This window comes from Benzoatithermus flavus (genome assembly GCF_037908215.1).
Taxonomy (GTDB): Bacteria; Pseudomonadota; Alphaproteobacteria; order Geminicoccales; family Geminicoccaceae; genus Benzoatithermus; species Benzoatithermus flavus.
This window is the reverse complement of record NZ_JBBLZC010000001.1, coordinates 240,597-261,407: the sequence shown is the minus strand read 5'-3', so window position 1 is coordinate 261,407 and position 20,811 is coordinate 240,597. Positions and strand designations below refer to the sequence as shown.

The following is a 20,811-nucleotide window of genomic DNA, read 5'->3' as shown; positions in this document are numbered from 1 at the left end:
CAGGCACAATCTCCACTTCACGGAGTGGGTCCAGCACTCAAGAGAGCTATCCCTGGCACGCCGTCGTTCGGCGTCAGTCAAGGTGGTCCGCCTCACGGGTCCTCGATCTCGTCCTCGCACCTCTGCTGCTTGTGCTCGCAGCACCTTTGTTGCTGGCAGCCGCGGCGCTGATCTGGACCGCGAGCCCGGGACCGATCCTATTCCGTCAAACCCGTATCGGTCAGCACGGACGCCCGTTCACAATGCTGAAGCTACGCACGATGTACGTCGCCAGCGACGACTTGGAACAACGGGCCTTCAACACACGCGAGCTCCTGGAAGGAGCCGGCCCCGAGACCGAGGATGGTATTTTCAAGCTGGAGCACGATCCGCGTATCGTCCCGGCCTGCCGGTGGCTGCGGCGGCTGAGCATCGACGAGCTACCACAACTGATCAACGTCATTCGTGGCGATATGGCGCTCGTGGGGCCTCGCCCCTGCCTGCCTTGGGAGGTCGAGCTGTTCACACCGCGGCAGCGGCGCCGCGACGAGTGCCGACCCGGCATCACCGGGCTGTGGCAGGTGAGCGGACGCAACCGACTCTCGATGCCAGAGATGCTCGAACTCGATCTCGCCTATGTCGAAAGGCGTTCTCTCCGCCTCGATCTGGTGCTCCTGCTCCGTACACCCTACGCCGTGCTCTTCGACTGCAACACCCGCTAGCGATTGACATTCTTCATGAGCACCCTCTTTGTCGCCAGCACAGGCGGGCATTTGGCCCAGCTCCACGAACTGGCGGACCGGATCGACGACGGCCGGCGCGGCGACCGCCTGTGGGTCACCTTCGACAGTGAGCAGGGCCGCACGCTCCTCGATGGCGAGGACCGGCTGTTCATTCCCTACATCGCCGAGCGTGATGTTGCCGGAGTCGGCCGGGCGATGTGGTACGCCAAGCGGATCATTGGCAAGCGCAAGACCATCACGCGCGTCGTCAGCACGGGCTCGGGGATCGCTCTGTCGTTCCTGCCCTACGCTGCGCTTCGCGGTATCGAGGCACACTATATCGAGAGCGCTGCCCGCGTGGGTCAGCCCTCGCTTACTGGTCGGCTGCTGCAGTCGGTTCCGGGAATTCGCCTCTATCGCCAGTACCCGCATGTTTCGCACGGCAACTGGCGCTTCGGCGGCTCCGTGTTCGACGGTTTCGAGAGCGTATCTGTCGAGCCCCGTCCCTTGCGACGGGTGGTGGTGACCTTGGGCATGGAGCGGGGCTTCCGACGCCTCCTCGAGCGTGCAGCTGCGATCCTGCCATCCGAGATCGACGTGCTGTGGCAGACCGGCCCTACGCCGGTCGATGGCCTCGACCTCGCCGCTCGTCCATTCGTCGCAGCGCAGGCGCTCGATAAGGCGATGCACGAAGCCGATGTGGTCGTCGCGCACGCAGGGTGCGGCTCGGCGCTGGCAGCGCTCAAGGCCGGCAAGTTCCCCATACTGGTGCCACGCGATCCTCGGCACAACGAGGTTGTGGACATGCACCAGATCGAGATCGCGCGCTGGCTAAGTCGGCAGGGTCTCGCGCTCGAGCGGGCGCCGGAAGAGCTTTCCTTAGCCGATTTTGAGACCGCAGCGAGACGGGCCGTGATCCGGACGGTTGAGTTACCCCCATTCCGGCTGGCGAAGGCAGCATGAGTGCCCGTCTTGCCCGTGTCCCGCAGAGTCCGGCCTACCATCGCCTGGCACGACGTCCGATCGGTAGCCTGTTCTCCTCGCCTGGCTGGCTCGCAGTTCTGACGAGCACCTATGGTTTCGAAATCTCGGCTTCGATGGCTTGCGAGGCCGACAACATCGAAGCGGCGATCCTCTACAGCCGGATCTCGGATCTACGCGGCGAGCGTATCGTCAGCCTGCCGTTCTCCGATTATTGCGATCCTTTGGTTGACAATGCGCAGACTTGGCGCGAGCTCGTTCAGCCGATCCTGGATTTCGGGTTGCCGGTGACTCTTCGCTGCCTGCGCAGCCTAGAGCCATTGGCGGACGAGCGCTTCTCGGTCGTAGGGCAAGGCCTGTGGCACGGAATCGATCTCACACGCCCGGAGGAGGAGATCTGGGCTGCCCTGCCATCCCCTGCGCGACAGAACGTGCGCAAGGCGCAGCGCAGTGGAGTTGTGATCCGTGAGACCAGGGCGATCGACGACATACGGACCTTCCATCGCCTACACTGTCATGTGCGTAAGTCCAAGTACCGTCTACTCGCCCAGCCGCTGGCCTTTTTCGAAAACCTCCACGCGGCGTTCGCTGCCGATGACAGCATGACGCTCCTGCTCGCCGAGGTCGCAGGCGAGCCCGTGGCCGGGATCTTGTTCCTCGAATGGTGTGGAACACTCTATTACAAGTTCAACGCTTCGACCGACCAGGCATTCCGGCCCAACGACCTCCTCCTGTGGGAGGGTATCAGACTGGGCCGCCAGCACGGCTTAGAGTGGCTGGATCTCGGCTTCTCCGATGTCGGTCAGCCCGGCCTCGTGCGTTATAAGCGCAAGTACGCCACCGAGGAGCGGCTGATCACGGTGCTGCGATGGTGGCCACAAGGCTATCTTGATCGTTGCGGCGAGGAGGCCGGGCGCACACTCGGCCGCATCACCCATCTGCTCACGGACCCGGCGGTGCCCGATGCGATCACGCGGGCTGCCGGGGATGAACTCTACCGCTTCTTCTGCTGAAGGCGAGGCCCATGCACGTGGAAGGAGCCGAAGGTGATCTCGAGCACAGCAAGCCCACTTCTCTCGCCGCCGATACGAGGACGGTGACGGTCTGGATTCTGATCAGTCGCATCAGCGGCTTCGCCCGTATGGCGACAGTCGCAGCCGTTCTGGGGCCAACATTCTTCTGCAATCTCTATCAAACCGCCGCCCTTCTTCCGAGCACTCTCTATGGCTTGCTCACGGGCACGCTCTTGGCCCAACTTCTGGTGCCGCCCCTGGTGCGCCATCTCGACGCCCGGAACCGCGATGCGGCACGCCGAGTCGTGTGCGGTTTCCTCGGCGTCGCGGTCCTGATCTTCTCCTTGATTCTCGCCTTGAGTTTGGCGTTGGCACCATTGCTTCTCGGCACAATCGCTGCAGGCACCGAGATCGACGCAGCACCGGGATGGCAGATCCAGGTGGGCTGGCCGCTTCTTGCGATGCTCATGCCGCAGATCATCCTCTATGCCATTGCCGGGATTGGGGGTGCAGTGCAGCAGGCGCATGGTCGTTTCGCGTTCGCTGCGGCGGCACCGGTGCTCGAGAACATCGGCACCACGCTCGTGCTGCTCCTTTCAGCATACCTGTTCGGGACCGGCACGACCCTCGTCGATATCACGCTGCCGCAACTCACCCTTCTAGGTCTGGGCACCACGGCCGCAGTGGCGCTCCATGCCTTTGCCCAGTGGTGGGGGGCGCGACGGGTCGGCATCACGCTTCTGCCGCGCGCGGGCTGGCGCGATCCGGAGGTCCGACGCATCCTCAAGACGGGCATCAACTCGGGTGTCTATACGAGCCTTTACTGGGCGGTGTTCCTGGTACTTTTGCTCGTGGCTGGTAGCGTGCCCGGTGGCACCGTAGCGTTCCAGATCGGCTACAGCCTGTTCCAGCTGCCGATCGCACTGGCCGCGACACCGCTCGCCACAGCCCAGCTGCCGCGGCTCTCCCGCAGCTTCAGCCGCGGGGATCTCGCCGAGTTCGCGACCACCTTCCGCACCAGCCTCGCCCTGATGAGCTTTGTCGCCATCCCGATCAGCCTCCTGCTCGTAACGATGCCCGAGACCTTGGCACACGCAGCGGCCTTCGGCGCCATGGGCGGTGCGGAGGGCGTGGCGCTCCTCACCGCCTGCATTGGCAGCCTGGGCTTGGGCGTCATCAGCGAGGCGGCCATTGTCATCTCGACCTCGGCCTGCTACGCACGCTATAATTCGAATTTGCCGTTGCGCGCCACCGCCGTGCGGCTCGCGATTGTCCTGGCTGGGGTTCTGGCCACGATGGCGGTGCCAAGCATCGGCCGTCTTTGGATGTTGGGCATCATCTTCTCTGCTGCCAACCTCGTGGCCGCAGTTTATCTCTACCGTGCCCAAGACAGTACCCTGCCGCAGGCACCTGCCCCGATCGGGCGCGAGCTGCTGACAAAGTTCCTCCTCGCCGCCATCGCAATCAGCCCCGGTCTTCTGGTTGCCTACGCACTGGGAGGTGCTGTCGGTACCTCCTACCAGAGCATGATCGCCGCGCTCACAGCCGGCATTTTGAGTGCCTTATGCTATCTCGCGATCCACTGGCTCAGGGGCTCGCGCGAGCTGGCGCTTCTGCTTCCGGCCCGTCTCCAAGGACTTCTGGCCGGCCGGCTCTGTGCCGCGGCCAGAGTAATGCCACCGAATGGGGGCGACCCGCTGCCCCCGGTATCGGCAGGATAGGGCGATGATGGTAGCGGGTCCGCTTCTCGAAGCAATAGGCGCACCCGCCCTGGCTGCGCTTCTGGCGCTGTGCTTCGCCGCGGTTGTCGCTCGACCCCGCTATGCGGCCTATCTGTTCCTCCTGACCAATCCTTTGATAGTCGGTATCGCGCGTGGCGACTTCATCCCGATTTTACGGCCGAACGAATTGTTGCTCCTCGTCCTCCTCGCGGCCATGGCGTTGCGCACGCTTCTGCTCATGCTGGGCGGCGGTTACCGGGAGCCACGCTTCGACCGGCTGGATCTGGCTCTCGTGCTGATGGCGGTGACGAGCTCGATCCTGCCGCTCGTCGCACTCCACCTGCGAGGGCTATCGCTCACCGCTGACGATGTCCTCTACGCCATCGTTCTCTGGAAGTATTACCTCCTCTATCGCCTATTCCGTGCAGCAATCGCAGACGAAAAACAAGTCAAGTGGTGCCTATATGTCTCGATGGTATCGGCTGCAATCGTAGCTGTCATTGCCATTCTCCAAGTGCAGAACCTTGCAGGTGTGCCAGAGTTTCTGCACCATCACTACGATCAACCATTCGAGGGACACAACGAGCCATCAACGGATCGGGGCACCTCCACCGTGGCGTCGGCTTTCGGCGTGGCCGATCTCATGATCATGAATCTGGTCGCAGCTCTCACGATGCTGCTTCAGGCACGTCGTCGGCGCTGGCTTCTCATAGCCGCGACCGGTCTTTTCCTCTCGGGCTGCGTCGTCGCCGGAGAGTTCTCCGGCTATATCGGCCTTGTCGTGGCGGTGGTCTCGATCGGCTGCATTACCGGCCGCCTGCGCCGGTTCCTGCTCGCGGGTGGCCTTGCCGCGTGCGTGGCAGCAGTGCTGTTCTGGCCAGTGATCGAGGCGAGGCTGGCCGGGTTCGAGAGCTCGGCTGGGATCCCGCACAGCTGGCAGGGACGCGTCGAGAATCTCCAGCGCTTCTTCCTCCCCGAGTTGCTTTCCGGCACGAACTGGCTTACGGGCGTACGCCCCGCCCCACGCGTTCCTGCTCCCGAACCGTGGCGGGAGTTCGTCTACATCGAGAGCGGCTATGTCTGGCTGCTCTGGATCGGTGGCCTGCCATTCCTGCTCGCGTTCGTCTTCTTCGTCGGCATCGTGGCGCGAGCGCTCTGGCGCGTCACCTGCGAGCGTGTCGATGCCATTGGTGTCGCCGCTGCCACCGCCTTCACCTATCTCATGGTCATTCTGGTCCTGATGCTCGTCGATCCGCACCTGACGGTACGTGGATCAGCCGACCTCTTCTTCCCCCTGCTCGCGCTTGCTGCTCGGCCGGCAGCTGCTGGGGCTCCGCGTCGGGTGATCCGGGGGTGGTCGGCCGAGGTCGGTCCCCGGGCACGTGCAATCGCCTTTTCCAACCGGACAGGGGCCTCCCTGTCGGCTGCCCCATGACACGAGCCGGCCGACAGAGAGATCCGAAGGAGGGAGGATCATGGAGGGTCTCAATGCGCATGGCGACAACCTCGATCTGAGGGCTGTGCTAGGCGCACTCCGGCGCCGGAAGCTCGTCATTTTGGGGACGACGGTGCTGCTCACCGGGGCGATCCTGTTGGTGACATTGCAGCTCACGCCGCTCTACACTGCCACCTCGTCGGTGATGATCGAGCCTTCGGCGATCCGTGCCGTCGAGCTGAAGGCGGTCGCGGCCGACCGGGCGGGCACGCTCCCGGGCGAGACCTCGGCGATCGCTACCCAGATCAAGCTGTTGCGTTCTCGCGCGCTGGCTAAGGAGGTGGTCCTCGCGCTCGGGCTCGACCGGAACCCCGACTACAATCCCGTGCTGCGCTCTAGGGAGACGTCCTTAGCGTTCAAGGCACGGCGTTGGCTGGTGAATAACTGGCTCACCGTCGCAGGCTTCGCCGATCAACTGGTGCCACGGGCCGAGCACGCCGAGATCTCCGAAGCAGCACGCACACCTGGTCCGGACGGCAGTTCGACCGAGCTCGTCATCGACCGGTTCTTGGACCGCCTCGAGGTCGTTCAGGAGGGCGAATCCCGAATTGTAACCGTGCGCTTCTCCTCTGCAAGCGCCGAGGAGGCGGCCCGAATCGTGAACACCACCGTCGAGCGCTACATCCAGTCCCAGCTCGCGGATAAGTTGGCCAAGACGCAGCGCGCAGCCCAGCTCGTTTCCGAGCGGGCCAGACAGCTTCGCGATGACGTCCTGAAGGCGGAGACCGCGGTGAGCGACTACCGGGCCGCCAATGGCCTCATGGACGGCCGCGACGGCAGCCTGGATGCGCAGCAGCTCACCAGCCTTCAGGCGGCCTTGGCCACGGCACAGGCCGAGCGCGCGGCCAAGGAAGCGCGCGTGAGCCAAGTGCATGCGCTCACGACCCAAGGCCAGCGGCTCGACTCTCTCTCGGAGGTCGAGACGTCTCCGATCATCCTCAATCTGCAACAGCAGAAGGCAGAGCTGCAGCGCGAGGAGGCGCAGCTCTCGCAGGTCTACGGCGAGAAGCACCCACGCGTGATCGAGGTCAGAGCACAGCGCGACAACGTCATACGCCGCATTGGACAGGAGATCGGCAACGTCGTCCGCAATCTCGAGAACGAGCTGGTGGTGGCGCGGATGCGCGAGCACGCGCTCGAGCAGGCGCTAGCCCAGGCGAAGGAGCGCTATGCCGCGGCCGGGCAGGCGAGCGTCCCGCTCCGCGAGCTCGAGCGCGTCGCAGCAGCCAAGCGCCTGCTCTACGAGACCTTTCTCGCTCGCTCCAAGGAAATCGAGGAGCAACAGGAACTCCTCGAGCCCGATGCCAGGGTGATCTACAGCGCGGAGCCTCCCGACAAGCCGAGCTTTCCTAAGCTCGGCATCATGGCCGCGGCCGGCCTGGTCACGTCCCTGATGGCCGGTACTGCGCTGGCAGCTCTGCTCGAGCATCTGGACCGCGGCCTACGCAACGGCCAGCAGGTCGAGCGGATGCTTGGTGTTCCGATGCTGGGACTGATACCGCGCCTCGGTCGTTCGGCCCGTAGCCGAGGCATCCTCCGTTATCTCCTCGACCGGCCGGCTTCGACCTATGCGGAAGCCATCAAAGGGCTTCAGACGACCATTCTGGATCCTCGGACCGGTGCCTCGCCGCAGGTCCTCCTCGTCACATCGACGCAGCCGGGCGAAGGCAAGACCACGCTTGCGCTGAGCCTTGCCGCCTCGCTGGCGCGGTCGGGCCGCCGCACGCTGGTGCTGGACCTCGATCTGCGCCGGCCGAGCATAGCACGCACGCTGGCACAGCCCGTCGAAGCCGGTATCGTGGAGCTCATGCTCGAAAAGTGCAGCCTGGACGAGAGCATTCAAGAGTTTTCGGATGAGAGACGGCTCCACTTCATCTCGACCTCGTCGAGGGGGCGTATGGTCAGCCCCTCCGATCTGATCGGGCTGGAGAAGATGCGGTTGCTGATGACCGAGCTTCGCCGGCATTACGGCTACATCATCTTGGATACGCCACCTGCTCTCGGGCTCGCGGACGTTCGGCTTGTGGCGCCACTGGCAGATGCCGCGATCTTTGTGGTGCAATGGGGAAAGACCAGCATCACAGCTGCTGTGAATGGCCTCGATATCTTGACCAAGAGTGGAATACCGCTTCTTGGAATCATACTAAATCAAGTCGACCTTCGTCGTCATGCGAAGTATGGCTATGATGATATTGGTCAAAGCTACGGACGCATCAGACACTATTTTATAGATTGAAATCTATTATGTAAAATAATCGATGGGAGAGGAGGTGATCGAATGCATAGCGACATTTTTTCATCATCTTCGAGTGATAATGCAGTAGAAGGGGATTTGCTGCATGGGTGTCAGGATGTCGATTTGTCGATTATGGCGGCCGATCCTGAGATGTGGGACCGCTTCGTGGCAAATGCCGTCGGTGGGGACATCGTGCAAACGGCAGCCTGGGCAAGGACCAAGGAGGGAGGCGGCTGGCAATGCTATCCCGTTATTGCTTGGGGTGATGGCAAGATCTTGGGTGGCGCTCAGATGCTGGTCCGGCGTCTCGGACCTTTCGCTACCATAGCCTACATAGCACGTGGCCCACTTCTTGTTGATCCGACGTCTTGCACTCTAGCAGTTCAATTGCTCGATGCTCTTGAGCATGTCGCCAATTTACAACATGTCTGGCATCTCATCATTCAGCCGCCAGAAGGAGGTGACGTAATCGCACAGGAATTGAAGGCTCGAGGTTATACAGCTGATGCGATATGTGTCGCGCCGCCAGCAACACTGCGTGTAGATCTTACAATGGATCTCGATCAGATTCTTGCTCGCATGTCGAGTTCGCGGCGACGCAACGTGCGTCAGGCCGAGACTCGAGGTCTGAATGTTCGGTTTGTCGGACATGAGGCTATTGCCACATTTCATGCGCTACACAAAGCGACGGCCCTACGTCAGGGTTTTAGGCCAGTCTCCAGATCCTATCTCAAGCGCCAATGGGAAGTTCTAGCCTCCCGAGGATTGGTGTTCATCCTGATGGCCTACCACAAAGGTCTCCCACTCGCGGCGATGTGGCTCACCGCTTTCGGCGATACCATCACCTATCGGTTGGCTGGATGGACCGGTGAAGGTTCAAGTTTGCAGCCAGGTGTTGCCTGCCATTGGGCCGCAATCAAGTGGGGCAAGGAGAGAGGATACCGTTGGTACGATCTTGGAGGCATCGATCGTGATCTAGCGGCCTTGATTGCAGCCGAGTTGCCTCTTCCATTGGCCAGCAGCTCCTCTCCTGCGGGTTTCAAGTTGGCTTTCGGCGGGTATCCGGTCTTGCTGCCGCCAGCCTATCAAATTGGTCTACGTCCTGCCGGGCGAGTTATGGCCAGCATTCTTCGCTCATCCTGTAGGCGGCATCCTATTGTCAGAACCATCATTGGCTCGATCCGTGGTAGATGAGTATATGGCAAAAACTGACATGTATAGAGATATGTGAGAATGTCGGCCAAAACTACCATTGGAGACGAAGATCATCATGGCTCAGCTCAATCTAGCGACATCTTGGCAACTTTTACGCTGGTCTCACCAGCGCGCGCGTGGAGTTCTTTGGAGAACTATCGATCGTGTGCTGGACATACGGACTACGCCTCCCGACCGTTCAAACCCTTATGCCCCCATGAATGTTCCTCCGGATAAACCGTGTGGCTGGCTGCCTGTCTATCGGGCGCTCCACTGGGTGCAACCAGGACCCGAGGACACGTTTCTCGATATTGGTTCTGGTCACGGCCGGGCCGTGTTCCTAGCGAGCCTCTTCCCGTTCAAGCGCGTGCTCGGACTTGAACTTTCAGAGCACCTGCGCCGGACGGCCCAGCAAAATCTATCGAGCTTCCGCTTGCATCGTCATGCACCGATTGAGTTTGTTTCCGGCGATGCTGTCACCTATAAGATACCCAGCGAAGTGACTATCATCTTCATGTACAACACATTGCGCGGTTCAGATTTTTGCTGTTTTGTTCAGCAAATGTTTGAGTCTATCGACTTGTTTCCGCGATGTGTCAAATTTATATACTTGAACCCATTTGAGCACGACTATCTGATGAACACCGGTCGATGTCAGTTGGTGAAGCGGTTTCGTGGTTGGCGTCCCGGCAAGGAATGGGCGCGTACGCTTTCCATCCATGTGTACTACGTTCATCCGGTAAAGTTATGATGGCTGGGTAAGTGCGTCGTGCGCTGGTACGGTGCAGGATGGCTGGTTCAGCTGAGGTCAAGCTCGAAAGTTGTTCATTCAAAGAAGTGAACATCTGCTGCCCGTTGGAATCTTGCGGTGATTGACAAGACAGATTGCGATCGCTATCGCTATTAACAATTTCGCCAAGAGCATCTTGCTTGTTTTTGGCGTTGTCGTAGTTTATAGTTGATGGTATTGTAGGTGGCAGGAGACTCGAATGCAGGCTCCGATCGCTCGACGAGGGACGACCGAACGTGACCTCAACGTCGGGTCGCCGGAAGCTGAGCAGTGGGACCGCTTCGTCGCCGCAACGCCAGGTGGCGATCTCGTGCAGACGAGCGCGTGGGTGCGGACCAAGCGGGCGATCGGCTTCAAAGTCCACCATGCAGTAGTATATCGCGGTTGTGACATTATGGGGGGAGCCTATATCATCGCCCGACAATTCGGGCCGCTGGGGGCAGTCGGCTACGTGGCCCGGGGGCCACTGATCGCTGCCGGTGCAGGTGCAAGGGAGACGGCAAGCGTGCTCGACGAGGTCGAGTACGTGGCATGGGCAGCCGGAATTCGACATCTGATCGTGCAGCCGCCTGAGGACGATAATTGTGTCGCGTCTACGTTGACGGCCCGTGGCTACAGACCAGGCGCACCAGCGGTAGCACCAACTGCTACGCTCCGCCTCGATCTGTCACCGAATCTCGATCGGATCTTTGCCGGCCTATCGCCCGGAAAACGCCGCCAGATCCGGCGCAGCCGGCAGGCAGGCATCGAGGTGCGGATCGGTGATCGGGGCGATATTGACCTGTTCCACACGCTGCACGAGAAGACTGCACGGATGCAAGGCTTTGCACCTGTATCACGGGCGTATCTGCACCATCAATGGAATGCACTTCATCCGATCGGATCGGTGCAGCTGTTCCTTGCTCGGTATCGGGACAGGACGCTGGCTGCCTTTTGGCTCACCGCCTTCGGCAACACGGTGACCGACCGCCTCTCGGGTTGGGTCGGCGAGGATCGACGGCTCCAGGCAAATGCCGCCTGCCAGTGGGCAGCGATCTGCTGGGCCAAGGGACAGGGCTATCGCCGCTACGATTTCGGGGGAGTCAACCGCTGCTATGCGCAAATGATGATAACGGGCGAACCCCTGCCCGAGGAGTTCCACCGATCCCCGGATGCGTTCAAGCGGGAATTCGGTCCTGCCCCTGTCCTGCTGCCGATGGCGATGCATCGTGCTTTCGGCCCGGTCGGCTGTCTCGTTCTGCGGACCGTCTATCCATTCGTCGCTGACCGTCTGCTCTTTCACCGCTTTCTCAACCGACTGCGCAGCAAGTCACACATCGAACTACCGTATTGCTTCCCCGATGGAGTTGGCTGCTCGGGTTGAAGGTGATTGGCTGGAAGGAAATTGAAGGTTGTTAAAAGTCCGGCCTCTCCCAGATACGCTCGATCATTTGCTGTCGAACTCGGTGGATGTAAGCCTCTGCTGCATCGCTGTACCATTCGCCGGCATAATACGCCCCGACACACCCCCAGATGTCTCCTGCGCGGTAGGAATGCCCGAGCCAGCGGAAGTCACCTACGAAGCAGGCACGCAGCCATGCTGCCCCATAATCCGAGTTCATAGCCGTGCTCAACCGCGCGAGCGGCCAGACCGGGTGAAACGAGACCTTGATCTGCATGATACCATAAGACTGGGCGCAAGGAGATCTGCCGCCTATCAGCGTGCAGAAAGTTACATCGGTGGTGAAGTCACCGCCTTGGTCCATCCTCCACCCACTTTCGACCACGGCCATGCTACGGATCAGGTCGCCGCTGATCCCCCATTTGCAGGCGGCCCATAGCAGGATCTGCTCGGTGGTACCGGTGAACCGACCATCGACACGCGGCGCCCAGCGTTGGTTGTAGGCATGACTGGCACCATGGATGAAGGCGATCCGGTTGCCCTGGCGGGCGTTGTAGCGGGCATTCGCGGGCCGGTGCTCACGTTCTGCATAGGGCTGTACCTGCAGAACACAAGCCGCAGGTGACGGCAATGGCGCACCGGGAGGAAGGGTGGGGAAACGCTCGACCGCCAAGGCAGCTGACGCCGCCGAGAGAAACACCAAAACAAACACCAAAGCGGGCGTGACCACTGTCATGGTAGCCGCGACAGGTCTCGGCCACCTCATGTTGCTTGCTCCCGGCACTCTCAGACGATATCGCAGCCTATCACGACGCTCGGCCTCGCTCGCCAGAACCGATGTCGTCCCCATGGATCGAGATGATTATTAATGCCCGATCCGGTAGTCGGGCACAAGTTCCATCTCGGCCGTTGGGCAGCTACGGGGCCGTGATGCGGCCCCGTAGCTCAAGATGCCGGCAGCGCCGCTGGCTCAGTTGGGCGTGCGCTCGAACGCGCCAACGTCGGGCGCGGCACCTTGCGGCCGTGGAGTACCGTCGTAATCGGTGATCACCTCGGATAGCATCCGAGCGATATCGATCGCGGGTGCCGTCGGCCGAAGGTGATAATCCTTGGAAATAGAATCGACGAACTGTGGATCCGTATTCATCCCGTTGCTATCATAACCTAGCGACTTCCAACCCGACCAGGAGACAGTACGGCCTGAGACGTAGGCAATGTTAGCGTTAGGTGCCCAGATTATGTTGTTGTCGATGTTGGTCGAAGGGATGGCTCCGTTTACGATATATATCGCATGACCATTGGCTGCCGGCCAGAGAATATTGTTTCTAACTTCAGCGTTGGGTGTCTTGTCGAGGTTGAGGCTCCGGCGGCCACCATAGATCGTATTGTTCCACAGTCGAATCGTTCCGGTCCCGCTCCAGCTCGGCTCGGCCCAGTGCGTGACGGCGCTGTCTCTTGTCAGGTTGGGAGTGAGCACCACGTTGTTGTAGACCTTGATGACTCCGCCGCTTTGGGTATTGGACAACCACATGCCGTGATTGTTGGTCTGTGCCGTGTTTGCCTGCTCGATCCAGTTGCCACGAATCGTGATGCTGTAATCCATGTAGGACTGGATGCCGTCGCTGTGCCCGGTCGTGTTGTTGTTGGAGATGACGAGACGATTGTTCTCGTAGACGACGCCATTATTGCCTGACGACCAAATGCCATCGGTTTGCGCTGCCGTATTGGACGGTGTGCTGAAATAATTCTTGCGAACGATGAGTGGATTTGCACCGTTATTGTTGCGTGCGTCGATGCCGCGTGCGTTGCCCGAGCCCGGATCCCCCGAGTAGATGTTGTTGTTCTCGACCAGAACCCCGGCAGTCGTGTACTTCACGCTGATGCCTGCGCCGGCATGGTTGCGGATCGTCAGATCCCTGATGATTACATAATTGCGACTGTTAATTTCCACTCCGTAGGAGCGGCTATTCTGTCCATCGATGATCACGGTACCATTGTGGCCGGGATCCGTGCCCTTCGCGATGGTAATCGGCCCGGCTGAAGAACCGCTAGCACCAATGGTGAGCGTCTCATAATAGGTCTTGCTGGCTGAGACACCCGGACCGCCGGAAATGTAAATCGTATCGCCAGGACGGATCACAGACCAGTTGATCCGCGAGAAGCCCTTCCAGGCCGAGGCCCAGGATGTGCCGTTGCCAGAGCTGGGGACGGCGTTGTCGACGTAGAAGTTGGTCGCATGCGCCGCCCGCAGACTCATGCAAGTCATAGAGAAAAACGCAGAGCAAAGGAGCGTGTACGTCACCGATTGGTGACGCAAAGTGATGGGCATTTTCATTGTTGGCAGTTCTTAGGATAGTCTTTTAGTGGCTATCTTCTGCTCTTCTTCGCATCCGCGATTCTGACGCACGGATTTCCATTACTGGCCGGAAATGCACCAAGCCCAAGACACGTGCGTAGTCTTGCCCGCCGCTTCCGTCGGCACGCCGTATAGGAAGCCGAAGGCGGATAAGAACGCCGGATTCGTGTAGAGCAGATTGACGGAACTACCGCCGCTCAACGTGACGGTACCGTGCATGGGAGCAGGGCGGCCTGCGAGCCAGATGATGCTCTACACCGCCCTGGTATTCGGATCAGGTTGGTGTCTATGGCCGACCGTTAACGCTCTCGTACCTACCCGCCGTCAGAGAGTCACGTTCTGACCATCAGCCGCCATCGCTCATCCGGTACCCGAGCCGCATCTGGCCTTACGACCAGCCGGCGATGCCCCCTTCCAGTTCGAGAGGGATGTTCGGCGATCCTCGGCAAGTCATACTCGAATGCGATTGCATGGGCTCGTTCCCCGATTGATGATGCTTTGGCGCAGACCTTATCGGATCCCGCCCCTTTAGAGTGGCGTGTTGGTTGTTGGGCTGCAGGCCCCGCCTCTGTTCATCGGCGGGAAGGCACGGCAGCTTCTGCCTCGAGGCCATATCGACCGACGTGGCTTGATCGGCAGCCATGATCCATCTCGAGACGTTTTCACCCTTCTAGTTATTGCAGGTAGATTTGATATGTAATTTGGGCTCCTAAAGATATAGCTATTTTGTTGTTCCTTTCCGGGGCCCTTTGAAACTTCCGGTAAAAAATTGTACTCGGATAATCCCGCGACAAGTGTCCATTCATGGTTTTCACTGGTAGGTTGTGATCCAGTTTTATCGCCGGTGGACGATGCGATGAGCAGCTGCGACAAGGGCGCACAGCCCAGACCAACCCGATCCGCTGCTCGATCATGCATCGTGATGCCCCTGGTGCTGAAGGATACCGGGCATGTCTTCGATCTGCGCGACCGCATGCACCCGCTTCCAGGTCGCGCCGGCACGCCAGCGGCGGCGATGCCGTTTCTCCGGCACCTGCGACCGACGGGTCCGCACCGGCACGAGCGCGAAGCCTTGCCGCAGTCCTATGCCACGGACGAGGCGATCGCCGCCGCGACCTCGTCCATCTCGACCGTGCCCTCCAGCACGACAGCGGGCATCCTCGCCACCAACCCAGAGCGCAGATGCTCGGTCATGGCCTGCGCGTCGGCCACGCTCGGAACCGTGCCGAAAACCGTCACGCCATGAGCTCGTGTTCGCAGCGGTTGGCGGTCGTGAACGGGGCGGCGCGCGAGGTCATGGTGCGTGCCATGGTGGTGCCGCCCTCGTGCTCGACCAGCCGCCGCCGGCAGCGGCCAAGCACCCCGAAGGTCTGCTCGACCCGCCCCCTTTGGGGCCCGACTTGGAAGCCCTTGCGGCCGACCAGCTCGAGGCCGCACCGGATCGGCGGTGCCGTGGCGGCCTCGCCGAAGGCGAGAGCGGCCCAGCTCTCGAAGAGCGGACTCGCGGCGCGCTCGGGCTCGATCACCTTCGGCGTGTCGCGGTCCTGCACCGACGCCGGGGCCACCCGGACCGCGTGCACCAGGCCCAGGGTGTCCGCGTGCGGCACGCGCTTTCTGCCGCGTATCTTCTTGCCGGCGTCGAAGCCGCGTGGGCTGCGCTGCGGGCCGGTCGCGACGCTCCGGGTGTCGAGAAGGCCGGCGGCAGGCCGCCGCTTGCGGCCCTCGGCCGGCCGGAGACGGCGGGCGGGTCGATCGCGTCGACGATGCCGGCGAGGCGGGCGATCGCGTCGGCGCGTACCATATCGGCGATGGCCGGCGCGGCGCGCCGGCGGTGCTCGGGCGTCCGGGCCATCTTCGGCGATCCTCGGCGGGGACTACCGATATGGACGGGGGCACCCGAGCCGCCTGCGGCCGAAAACCCAACCCTCAGAGCAGGTCGGAGTTATCGGCCACGGCTCTCGGCCAAGTCTTCGCTGGCCAAAGCGTCGGCATCAAACAGGTGAGTGACGAGATTTGGCTGGTCAGCTTTACGGACTATGATCGCGGCTACTTCGACCGCGAGACATGCAGGCTCGATCCGGTCGAGAACCCTTTCGGATCGAAAGTGTCACCTGTGTCTGCGGAACCCATGTGGCCAAAACAGACCTGGGAGCGGTGGCGGATGGGGTGGGATTCGAACCCACGAGAGGGTCACCCCTCTGGCGGTTTTCAAGACCGCTGCCTTAAACCGCTCGGCCACCCATCCAAAGGACACGGCCGGGTTCTTAGCATGGCCGGAGGGCCGGCGAAACGGTCGAGCAGCGGCCGAGCGACGGACACGGGCATGGCCTTCTTCCAGAGAGCGTCTTTCCATCGAATCTCCCCGACCGCCGGCCGCCGCTGCCGACCTTCATCCGGCTGCCCCGGTTCACGGCGCAAATCTGGTGTCGGCGCGAAAGCCGCCCGGCATGCCCCGCCAAGCGCGGCGCACGAGGGTCGTCGGGCGGGCGCCGAGGCGCACCGGCTGCGACAGGATGCAGCCGCTCACCGCATCGAGCCCGTCGTCGGCACCGTTGGCGCCCGGCTGCCACTCGCGCATCTCGCGGATGAAGGGCGTTTCCCAGACCGAGGCATGGGCGCGGATCGCGCGCGCGGCCAGGAGCGGGTCGAAGGCGCTCAGGATGCGCTCGTCCTTGCGCCGGGTGCTCACGTGCTCGACCACCGCCACGGCCAGGCCCTGCGCGGCAAGCTCGCGGCGCAGCAGCATCGGCAGGAACTTGCCGAGACCGTTGGTCTCGACCATGATGCCCGGCTGCTCGTGCTCGGCGACGAACCGGGCCACCTGCCGGCAGAGCTGGGCAGCGGCGTCCGTCCCGTCCGGGTGGTCCTCGGCGACGGTGAGATAACGGATCCCGTGCAGCCAGTAGCCGCCGCTGTCGTCCGTGAACATCGCCGCCACCACGCTGGCATCGCCCCGGCCGGGCCGGCCCATCGCCGGATCCCACCAGCAGGCGGCGCCCACCATCCGCCGACCAGCGATGGTAAGGACGAGCTCGCCGTTGACCTCGCGCAGCTCGAGCGGCGCCTCGTAGTGGACGAGGCGATCGGGGTCGAGGCGGATCTCGCGCGTGTGCGCCGGTATGAGCATCATCTGGCTGCGGAAGCGGACGGGTCCGCTCTCCTCCTTGAGGCCGATCACGGCGGCAGGCGCGAACCGGTCCGGCCACAAGCCCTGCTCGCCCTCGTCGAGGAGCGGCAGACTGAGCCGACGGTAGCCGGCGAGGAAGGGCGCCTTCTCGCCGATCTCGGGCCGCGGCTCGGCAGCGTAGATCGAGTAATAGCTGTGCGGCGTGCCGATGAAGAGCTGCAGCCCGCCCGGCACGAGCACGAAACCCACCTCCCGCAGGCGCTCGCGCAGCTCCGAGCGCTTGTGAGGCGTGTCGGCGGTGTTGGGCACCTCGACGTCGTCGCAGATCACGACGTCGGCCCGGCAGCCGGTGATGTTGCCGCCGATGCCGCGCGCGAGCAGCGACGGATCGCGATGGTTGGCCGTCCGCTCGACGGTGAGCTGGTCGGACGCCCATTCCTCGCGCCGTTTCGGGCGGAGATGCTGGAGGTGCGGATGGCGCTCGATCAGGCGGCGGACGTTGCGCGTCATCTTGGTGGCGAGGCTCGCCTCGGCGGACAGCACGAGCAGGCGCAGATCGGGGTCGCGCCCGAGGAGCCAGCCGCAGAACAGGCCGACGAGCGTCGACTTGCCGGCGTCGCGGAACACCATGAGCAGCAGCCGGCGGTCGCCGCGGATCCAGCACGCATCCAGCCAACGGGCCATGCGGAGGTGGAGATCGGGCGTGGACCGGTTCTGCTCGAGGTTCCAGGCGTTGACGAACTGGGTGAAGCTCGTTCCGGCCAGCAGCGGCACGGGGCGGATGATCGCCGGCGCCGCCCTCGCCGCCGCTTCGGCCTTCCCGGCCCGTGCTCGCCTCGTGTCCGCGCGCCCGGACCGCTTCACCACGTCCTGCGCCTTCAATCGAGAAGGCTCCGGCTGCGGCCGCCGCTCCTGCCGTAGGCGAGCCAGCGGCCGGTGAAGTCGAGCAGGTTGCTGCGGCGCCGGCCGTCGTAGGCTTTCCTGATCTCGTCGATGCGCAAGGCCGACTGTCGGGCCCGGGCGGCCTCGGCCTGCCGGCTCTCCAAAGCCAGGCCCGAGAGGATGGCGTCGGCCGCCCCTCCGGTGCTGCCGACACCGGCCGCCCCCGCCCGTGCCCGCTCCTCGGCGAGCCGGCGCTTCAGCGCCAGCTCCTGCTCGCGGCGGGCTTCGGCGTCACGCAGCCGGATCTGCTCGATCTGCCGGTCGCGCTGCTCGCGCAGGCTCCGGTTCTGGACGCGCTGCGCCTGCTGGCCGAGCGCGAGGTTCAGACCCAAGGTCGCGAGGCTGTTGAGGGCACCCATCACGCGTCACCCATGATCTCGGTGGTTACGGAAAGGATCGTGCAAGGGGCGGGATCGTCCTGGCCGACCCGCCACGGCGGCTCGCTCGCCCCGCGGCGCCAGCCGAGGGCCCGCACCGCGACATCGCCCGAGAAGCCGCGGTCCGCGGACGTGGGCAGGGGCACGGGGCGCGGTCCGGCACCGGTGTCGACGCGGAGCGCCGTGCTGCTCAGGAGGCGGAAGGTGATCCGCACCGGGCGATACGGGCGGTCGAGGCCGAGGCCCGCACCGGCGGGGACGACGAGCGGCAGAGGCTCGATCGCATGCGCGTAAGGCGCGCCGACCGTGACGCCGGTCGTCTCGACCGGAAGCGCGATCGCGCCGTCCGCCACCGTGACGCGCACGGGCTCGCCGCCGTCGGGAAGCGCTGCCACCTCCCGGCCGTCGAGGTGATCGAGGCCCGTCCACACCGCCGTCGGCGCGTCGCTCGTCGGGCTCGTCGCATGATCGACGTCGAGCCCGTCCTCGAAGCGCTCGAGGAGCATCCTGCCGTCGAGCTCGACCAGGAGGTGGGGTTCGCCCCGGTGGCAGGCGACGTCGCGAAACGCGCCGGCGGTCTCGAGCAAGCTCCAGGCCACGACGTTGTTGTTCCGGTCGATCACGACCGTGGCGAGCCTGCCGTCGGCGCGCACGATCAGGAGCCAGCGGCGGCGGCGGTCGAAGCCCATGGCAACGGGGTCCACGAGCAGATGCCGCGACAGGAGGGCGATATCGGCGGCTTGGTAGGCCTGCTCGCTGTCGGCATAGAGAAACTCGCGCAGCTCGCGGCCGGAAGCGCCGACGAACAGCGTGGCACCGTCGACGTCGACCGGCTCGATCCGCCGCTCGGCATAGGAGCCGATCCGGGTCTGGAGCTGGGCCTGCACGGTCGCGGGCGTCAGGATCGAGCCCGGCACGATCCATTCGCCGCTGCGGGTGAACACCTGGAGCTGACGGCCGGGGACCAGGCTTCGGATCGCATGGTGCTCGTCGCCCGTGAGCCGGAACGAGAAGGCGGCGTCGTCCTCGCCCGAACCCGGATCGAAGTTGAGCGGATGGCCGGTCTTCGAGAACCACAGGCGGTCGGGCAGATCGCGCGAGCCACCGATGACGAGGCGCTCCTGATGGACCGCGACGCAGGCGGGCCAGCCCCGCGCCTCGCTGAAGGCCTGCTCGGCCCAGTCGCGGGTCGGCCTGCCGTCCGGCAGCGGCTCGAGGGCGAGGCCGATCGCCGTCTCCGGCTCGAGCGGATCGACGTTGACGATCCGAATGTGCCTGCCCTTGACCCGGATCAGGACGCCGATGTGCCGCTCGGTGAACACGGGCTCGCCGGTCCGGATGCGGACCGGGCCGGCGGCGATCGGCTCCGCGGTGGCGTCGTCGAGCTGAAGAGCGGTCTCGGGCGGCGCGAACTTCACGAACGGCAGGAGCGCGCGCTGGTAGCCCGCGCTCTCGATGTCGACCTCGTAGGTCCAAGGACGCAGGCGCCATGCCGTGGCGCCGTCGCGCACGAGCTCCCAGGGCTCGACCTCGGGATGGCACAAGAACAGGCGCTCGCCCCAGCGTGCATGGCCGATGTCGGCGAGGCGCCGGGCGTCCCAGGGGGTCCAGTCGAGCGAAGCCACGATCACGCCGTCCCTGACGACATCGAGACGGTGCTCGCCGAAGGCGAGCAGCTCACCACCGTCCGACCCGTCGAAGTCGATCAGGCGGATGACACCCGGCAGGACCGTCGCCAGCCGCAGCCCCGGCCGCCGCGAGACCCCGCCGGTCGGGTGGACGACGACGTTGCGCAGCCGGGCGGCACCATCCTCCTGGGCGCGGAGATCGAGCCGGCCCGAGAGCAGAGGATCGAGCTCGCCCGAGGTGAAGGCGGTCTTGGTGACGAAGGCGCGGCTCATGACAGGCGCGCCCCGATCAGGGTGAAGTCGTCGACACGCTGCGGTGTCGCCTGCTGGCTGTCGATCAGCCGGGCGAGCTTCAGCTCGGCCTCGGCGAGGCGGAACAGCTCCGCGGCCCGGCCCGTGCTCTCGGTGAGCGGGATGCAGAGCTCGGCGGCGAGCCGGGTGACGAGGAGCGGGACGAAGAAGGCGGGCAGCTCGCTCTCGGCCACCCGGCGCTGGTAGGCGAGCGTGATCGCATCCGCATCGCACAGGATGCGGGCACCCTGGACACGGTAGGCGAGGCCGCGGCTGCGGCCACGCGGGCCGACCGAGATTGTGCGCAGGTGATCCGGCGGCAGCGGGAAGCTGCGGACGAAGTCGGCGAGCGGCGGCTCCGCATCCGGAAGCAGCTCGGCCTGGGCTAGAGTGAACGACCACGGATGGACGGCGAGCAGCGCATCCCGCGTGATCGGGTAGAAGCGGCGCGCGCAGGTCGCCTCGGTGGTCTCCTCCTCGAGATCCGAGATCGGCCTGGCACCGATCTTGACGAGCGCCGTGGCGCAGAGCTCGACGGCGGTGAGCGGCATGGGTCCTCTCCCGAAGCGGGGTGCCTA

17 protein-coding genes and 1 tRNA gene are annotated in these 20,811 nt (G+C 63.7%); 10 read left to right on the top strand and 8 right to left on the bottom strand.

The features are described 5' to 3' along the window. The first annotated feature begins 8 nt into the window (after positions 1-8). The 9 genes from U1T56_RS01180 to U1T56_RS01140 all read left to right on the top strand — a co-directional run bounded on the left by U1T56_RS01180 (position 9) and on the right by U1T56_RS01140 (position 11,494). The gene (locus U1T56_RS01180; protein ID WP_418157833.1) at positions 9-701 is read left to right on the top strand and encodes a sugar transferase; all 693 of its coding nucleotides are present in this window, start codon (positions 9-11) and stop codon (positions 699-701) included. 15 nt (positions 702-716) lie between these two features. After that, entirely contained in the window at positions 717-1,664 is a 948-nt protein-coding gene (locus tag U1T56_RS01175) for a glycosyltransferase (protein ID WP_418157594.1), read from the top strand. Continuing rightward, on the top strand, positions 1,661-2,695 hold the full coding sequence (locus U1T56_RS01170; protein WP_418157593.1) for a lipid II:glycine glycyltransferase FemX: 1,035 nt from the start codon (positions 1,661-1,663) through the stop codon (positions 2,693-2,695). Before U1T56_RS01175 ends, U1T56_RS01170 begins: the two co-directional genes overlap by 4 nt. 11 nt (positions 2,696-2,706) lie before the next feature. Continuing rightward, on the top strand, positions 2,707-4,416 hold the full coding sequence (murJ, locus tag U1T56_RS01165; RefSeq protein ID WP_418157592.1) for a murein biosynthesis integral membrane protein MurJ: 1,710 nt from the start codon (positions 2,707-2,709) through the stop codon (positions 4,414-4,416). A gap of 4 nt (positions 4,417-4,420) precedes the next feature. Next, positions 4,421-5,851, top strand: a complete 1,431-nt coding sequence (locus U1T56_RS01160; RefSeq protein WP_418157591.1) for a hypothetical protein — start codon at positions 4,421-4,423, stop codon at positions 5,849-5,851. A 40-nt stretch (positions 5,852-5,891) separates the two neighbouring features. After that, the gene (locus tag U1T56_RS01155; protein ID WP_418157590.1) at positions 5,892-8,147 is read left to right on the top strand and encodes a GumC family protein; all 2,256 of its coding nucleotides are present in this window, start codon (positions 5,892-5,894) and stop codon (positions 8,145-8,147) included. 42 nt (positions 8,148-8,189) lie between these two features. Next, entirely contained in the window at positions 8,190-9,341 is a 1,152-nt protein-coding gene (locus U1T56_RS01150) for a lipid II:glycine glycyltransferase FemX (RefSeq protein ID WP_418157589.1), read from the top strand. A gap of 76 nt (positions 9,342-9,417) precedes the next feature. Beyond that, positions 9,418-10,092, top strand: coding sequence for a methyltransferase domain-containing protein (locus tag U1T56_RS01145; RefSeq protein ID WP_418157588.1), 675 nt, complete (start codon positions 9,418-9,420; stop codon positions 10,090-10,092). A gap of 238 nt (positions 10,093-10,330) precedes the next feature. Next, positions 10,331-11,494, top strand: a complete 1,164-nt coding sequence (locus U1T56_RS01140) for a lipid II:glycine glycyltransferase FemX (protein ID WP_418157587.1) — start codon at positions 10,331-10,333, stop codon at positions 11,492-11,494. 31 nt (positions 11,495-11,525) lie between these two features. On the opposite strand, the gene U1T56_RS01135 is transcribed toward U1T56_RS01140, so the two are convergent. Together U1T56_RS01135 and U1T56_RS01130 are read right to left on the bottom strand one after the other, a co-directional pair. Continuing rightward, on the bottom strand, positions 11,526-12,248 hold the full coding sequence (locus U1T56_RS01135) for a lysozyme family protein (protein WP_418157586.1): 723 nt from the start codon (positions 12,246-12,248) through the stop codon (positions 11,526-11,528). 234 nt (positions 12,249-12,482) lie between these two features. Then, positions 12,483-13,769, bottom strand: a complete 1,287-nt coding sequence (locus U1T56_RS01130; RefSeq protein ID WP_418157585.1) for a right-handed parallel beta-helix repeat-containing protein — start codon at positions 13,767-13,769, stop codon at positions 12,483-12,485. A 1,021-nt stretch (positions 13,770-14,790) separates the two neighbouring features. Between U1T56_RS01130 and U1T56_RS01125 the strand changes: the two genes are divergently transcribed. Next, positions 14,791-15,114, top strand: coding sequence for a hypothetical protein (locus U1T56_RS01125; RefSeq protein WP_418157584.1), 324 nt, complete (start codon positions 14,791-14,793; stop codon positions 15,112-15,114). Here U1T56_RS01125 and U1T56_RS01120 read toward each other — a convergent pair. The 6 genes from U1T56_RS01120 to U1T56_RS01095 all read right to left on the bottom strand — a co-directional run bounded on the left by U1T56_RS01120 (position 15,104) and on the right by U1T56_RS01095 (position 20,784). Next, the gene (locus U1T56_RS01120) at positions 15,104-15,475 is read right to left on the bottom strand and encodes a hypothetical protein (protein ID WP_418157583.1); all 372 of its coding nucleotides are present in this window, start codon (positions 15,473-15,475) and stop codon (positions 15,104-15,106) included. The genes U1T56_RS01125 and U1T56_RS01120 overlap by 11 nt on opposite strands. Positions 15,476-16,023: 548 nt before the next feature. Next, positions 16,024-16,113: transfer RNA gene (locus U1T56_RS01115), tRNA-Ser, on the bottom strand. A gap of 162 nt (positions 16,114-16,275) precedes the next feature. Next, complete coding sequence (gene terL / locus U1T56_RS01110) at positions 16,276-17,760, bottom strand: phage terminase large subunit (RefSeq protein ID WP_418157832.1); 1,485 nt, start codon at positions 17,758-17,760, stop codon at positions 16,276-16,278. Between the two features lie 113 nt (positions 17,761-17,873). Continuing rightward, positions 17,874-18,296, bottom strand: coding sequence for a hypothetical protein (locus tag U1T56_RS01105; RefSeq protein WP_418157582.1), 423 nt, complete (start codon positions 18,294-18,296; stop codon positions 17,874-17,876). Then, positions 18,296-20,215, bottom strand: a complete 1,920-nt coding sequence (locus U1T56_RS01100) for a phage tail protein (protein WP_418157581.1) — start codon at positions 20,213-20,215, stop codon at positions 18,296-18,298. The genes U1T56_RS01105 and U1T56_RS01100 overlap by 1 nt, the downstream gene beginning before the upstream one ends. Further along, the gene (locus U1T56_RS01095) at positions 20,212-20,784 is read right to left on the bottom strand and encodes a phage connector family protein (RefSeq protein WP_418157580.1); all 573 of its coding nucleotides are present in this window, start codon (positions 20,782-20,784) and stop codon (positions 20,212-20,214) included. The genes U1T56_RS01100 and U1T56_RS01095 overlap by 4 nt, the downstream gene beginning before the upstream one ends. Positions 20,785-20,811: the final 27 nt, after the last annotated feature.

Coding starts and splice junctions, on each gene's coding strand:
- murJ (WP_418157592.1), top strand. CDS start 2,707: ATGCACGTGGAAGGAGCCGAAGGTGATCTCGAGCACAGCAAGCCCACT.
- U1T56_RS01125 (WP_418157584.1), top strand. CDS start 14,791: ATGCCCCTGGTGCTGAAGGATACCGGGCATGTCTTCGATCTGCGCGAC.
- U1T56_RS01130 (WP_418157585.1), bottom strand. CDS start 13,769: ATGAGTCTGCGGGCGGCGCATGCGACCAACTTCTACGTCGACAACGCC.
- U1T56_RS01140 (WP_418157587.1), top strand. CDS start 10,331: ATGCAGGCTCCGATCGCTCGACGAGGGACGACCGAACGTGACCTCAAC.
- U1T56_RS01150 (WP_418157589.1), top strand. CDS start 8,190: ATGCATAGCGACATTTTTTCATCATCTTCGAGTGATAATGCAGTAGAA.
- U1T56_RS01170 (WP_418157593.1), top strand. CDS start 1,661: ATGAGTGCCCGTCTTGCCCGTGTCCCGCAGAGTCCGGCCTACCATCGC.
- U1T56_RS01100 (WP_418157581.1), bottom strand. CDS start 20,215: ATGAGCCGCGCCTTCGTCACCAAGACCGCCTTCACCTCGGGCGAGCTC.
- U1T56_RS01135 (WP_418157586.1), bottom strand. CDS start 12,248: ATGACAGTGGTCACGCCCGCTTTGGTGTTTGTTTTGGTGTTTCTCTCG.
- U1T56_RS01095 (WP_418157580.1), bottom strand. CDS start 20,784: ATGCCGCTCACCGCCGTCGAGCTCTGCGCCACGGCGCTCGTCAAGATC.
- U1T56_RS01175 (WP_418157594.1), top strand. CDS start 717: ATGAGCACCCTCTTTGTCGCCAGCACAGGCGGGCATTTGGCCCAGCTC.
- U1T56_RS01105 (WP_418157582.1), bottom strand. CDS start 18,296: ATGGGTGCCCTCAACAGCCTCGCGACCTTGGGTCTGAACCTCGCGCTC.
- U1T56_RS01160 (WP_418157591.1), top strand. CDS start 4,421: ATGATGGTAGCGGGTCCGCTTCTCGAAGCAATAGGCGCACCCGCCCTG.
- U1T56_RS01145 (WP_418157588.1), top strand. CDS start 9,418: ATGGCTCAGCTCAATCTAGCGACATCTTGGCAACTTTTACGCTGGTCT.
- U1T56_RS01155 (WP_418157590.1), top strand. CDS start 5,892: ATGGAGGGTCTCAATGCGCATGGCGACAACCTCGATCTGAGGGCTGTG.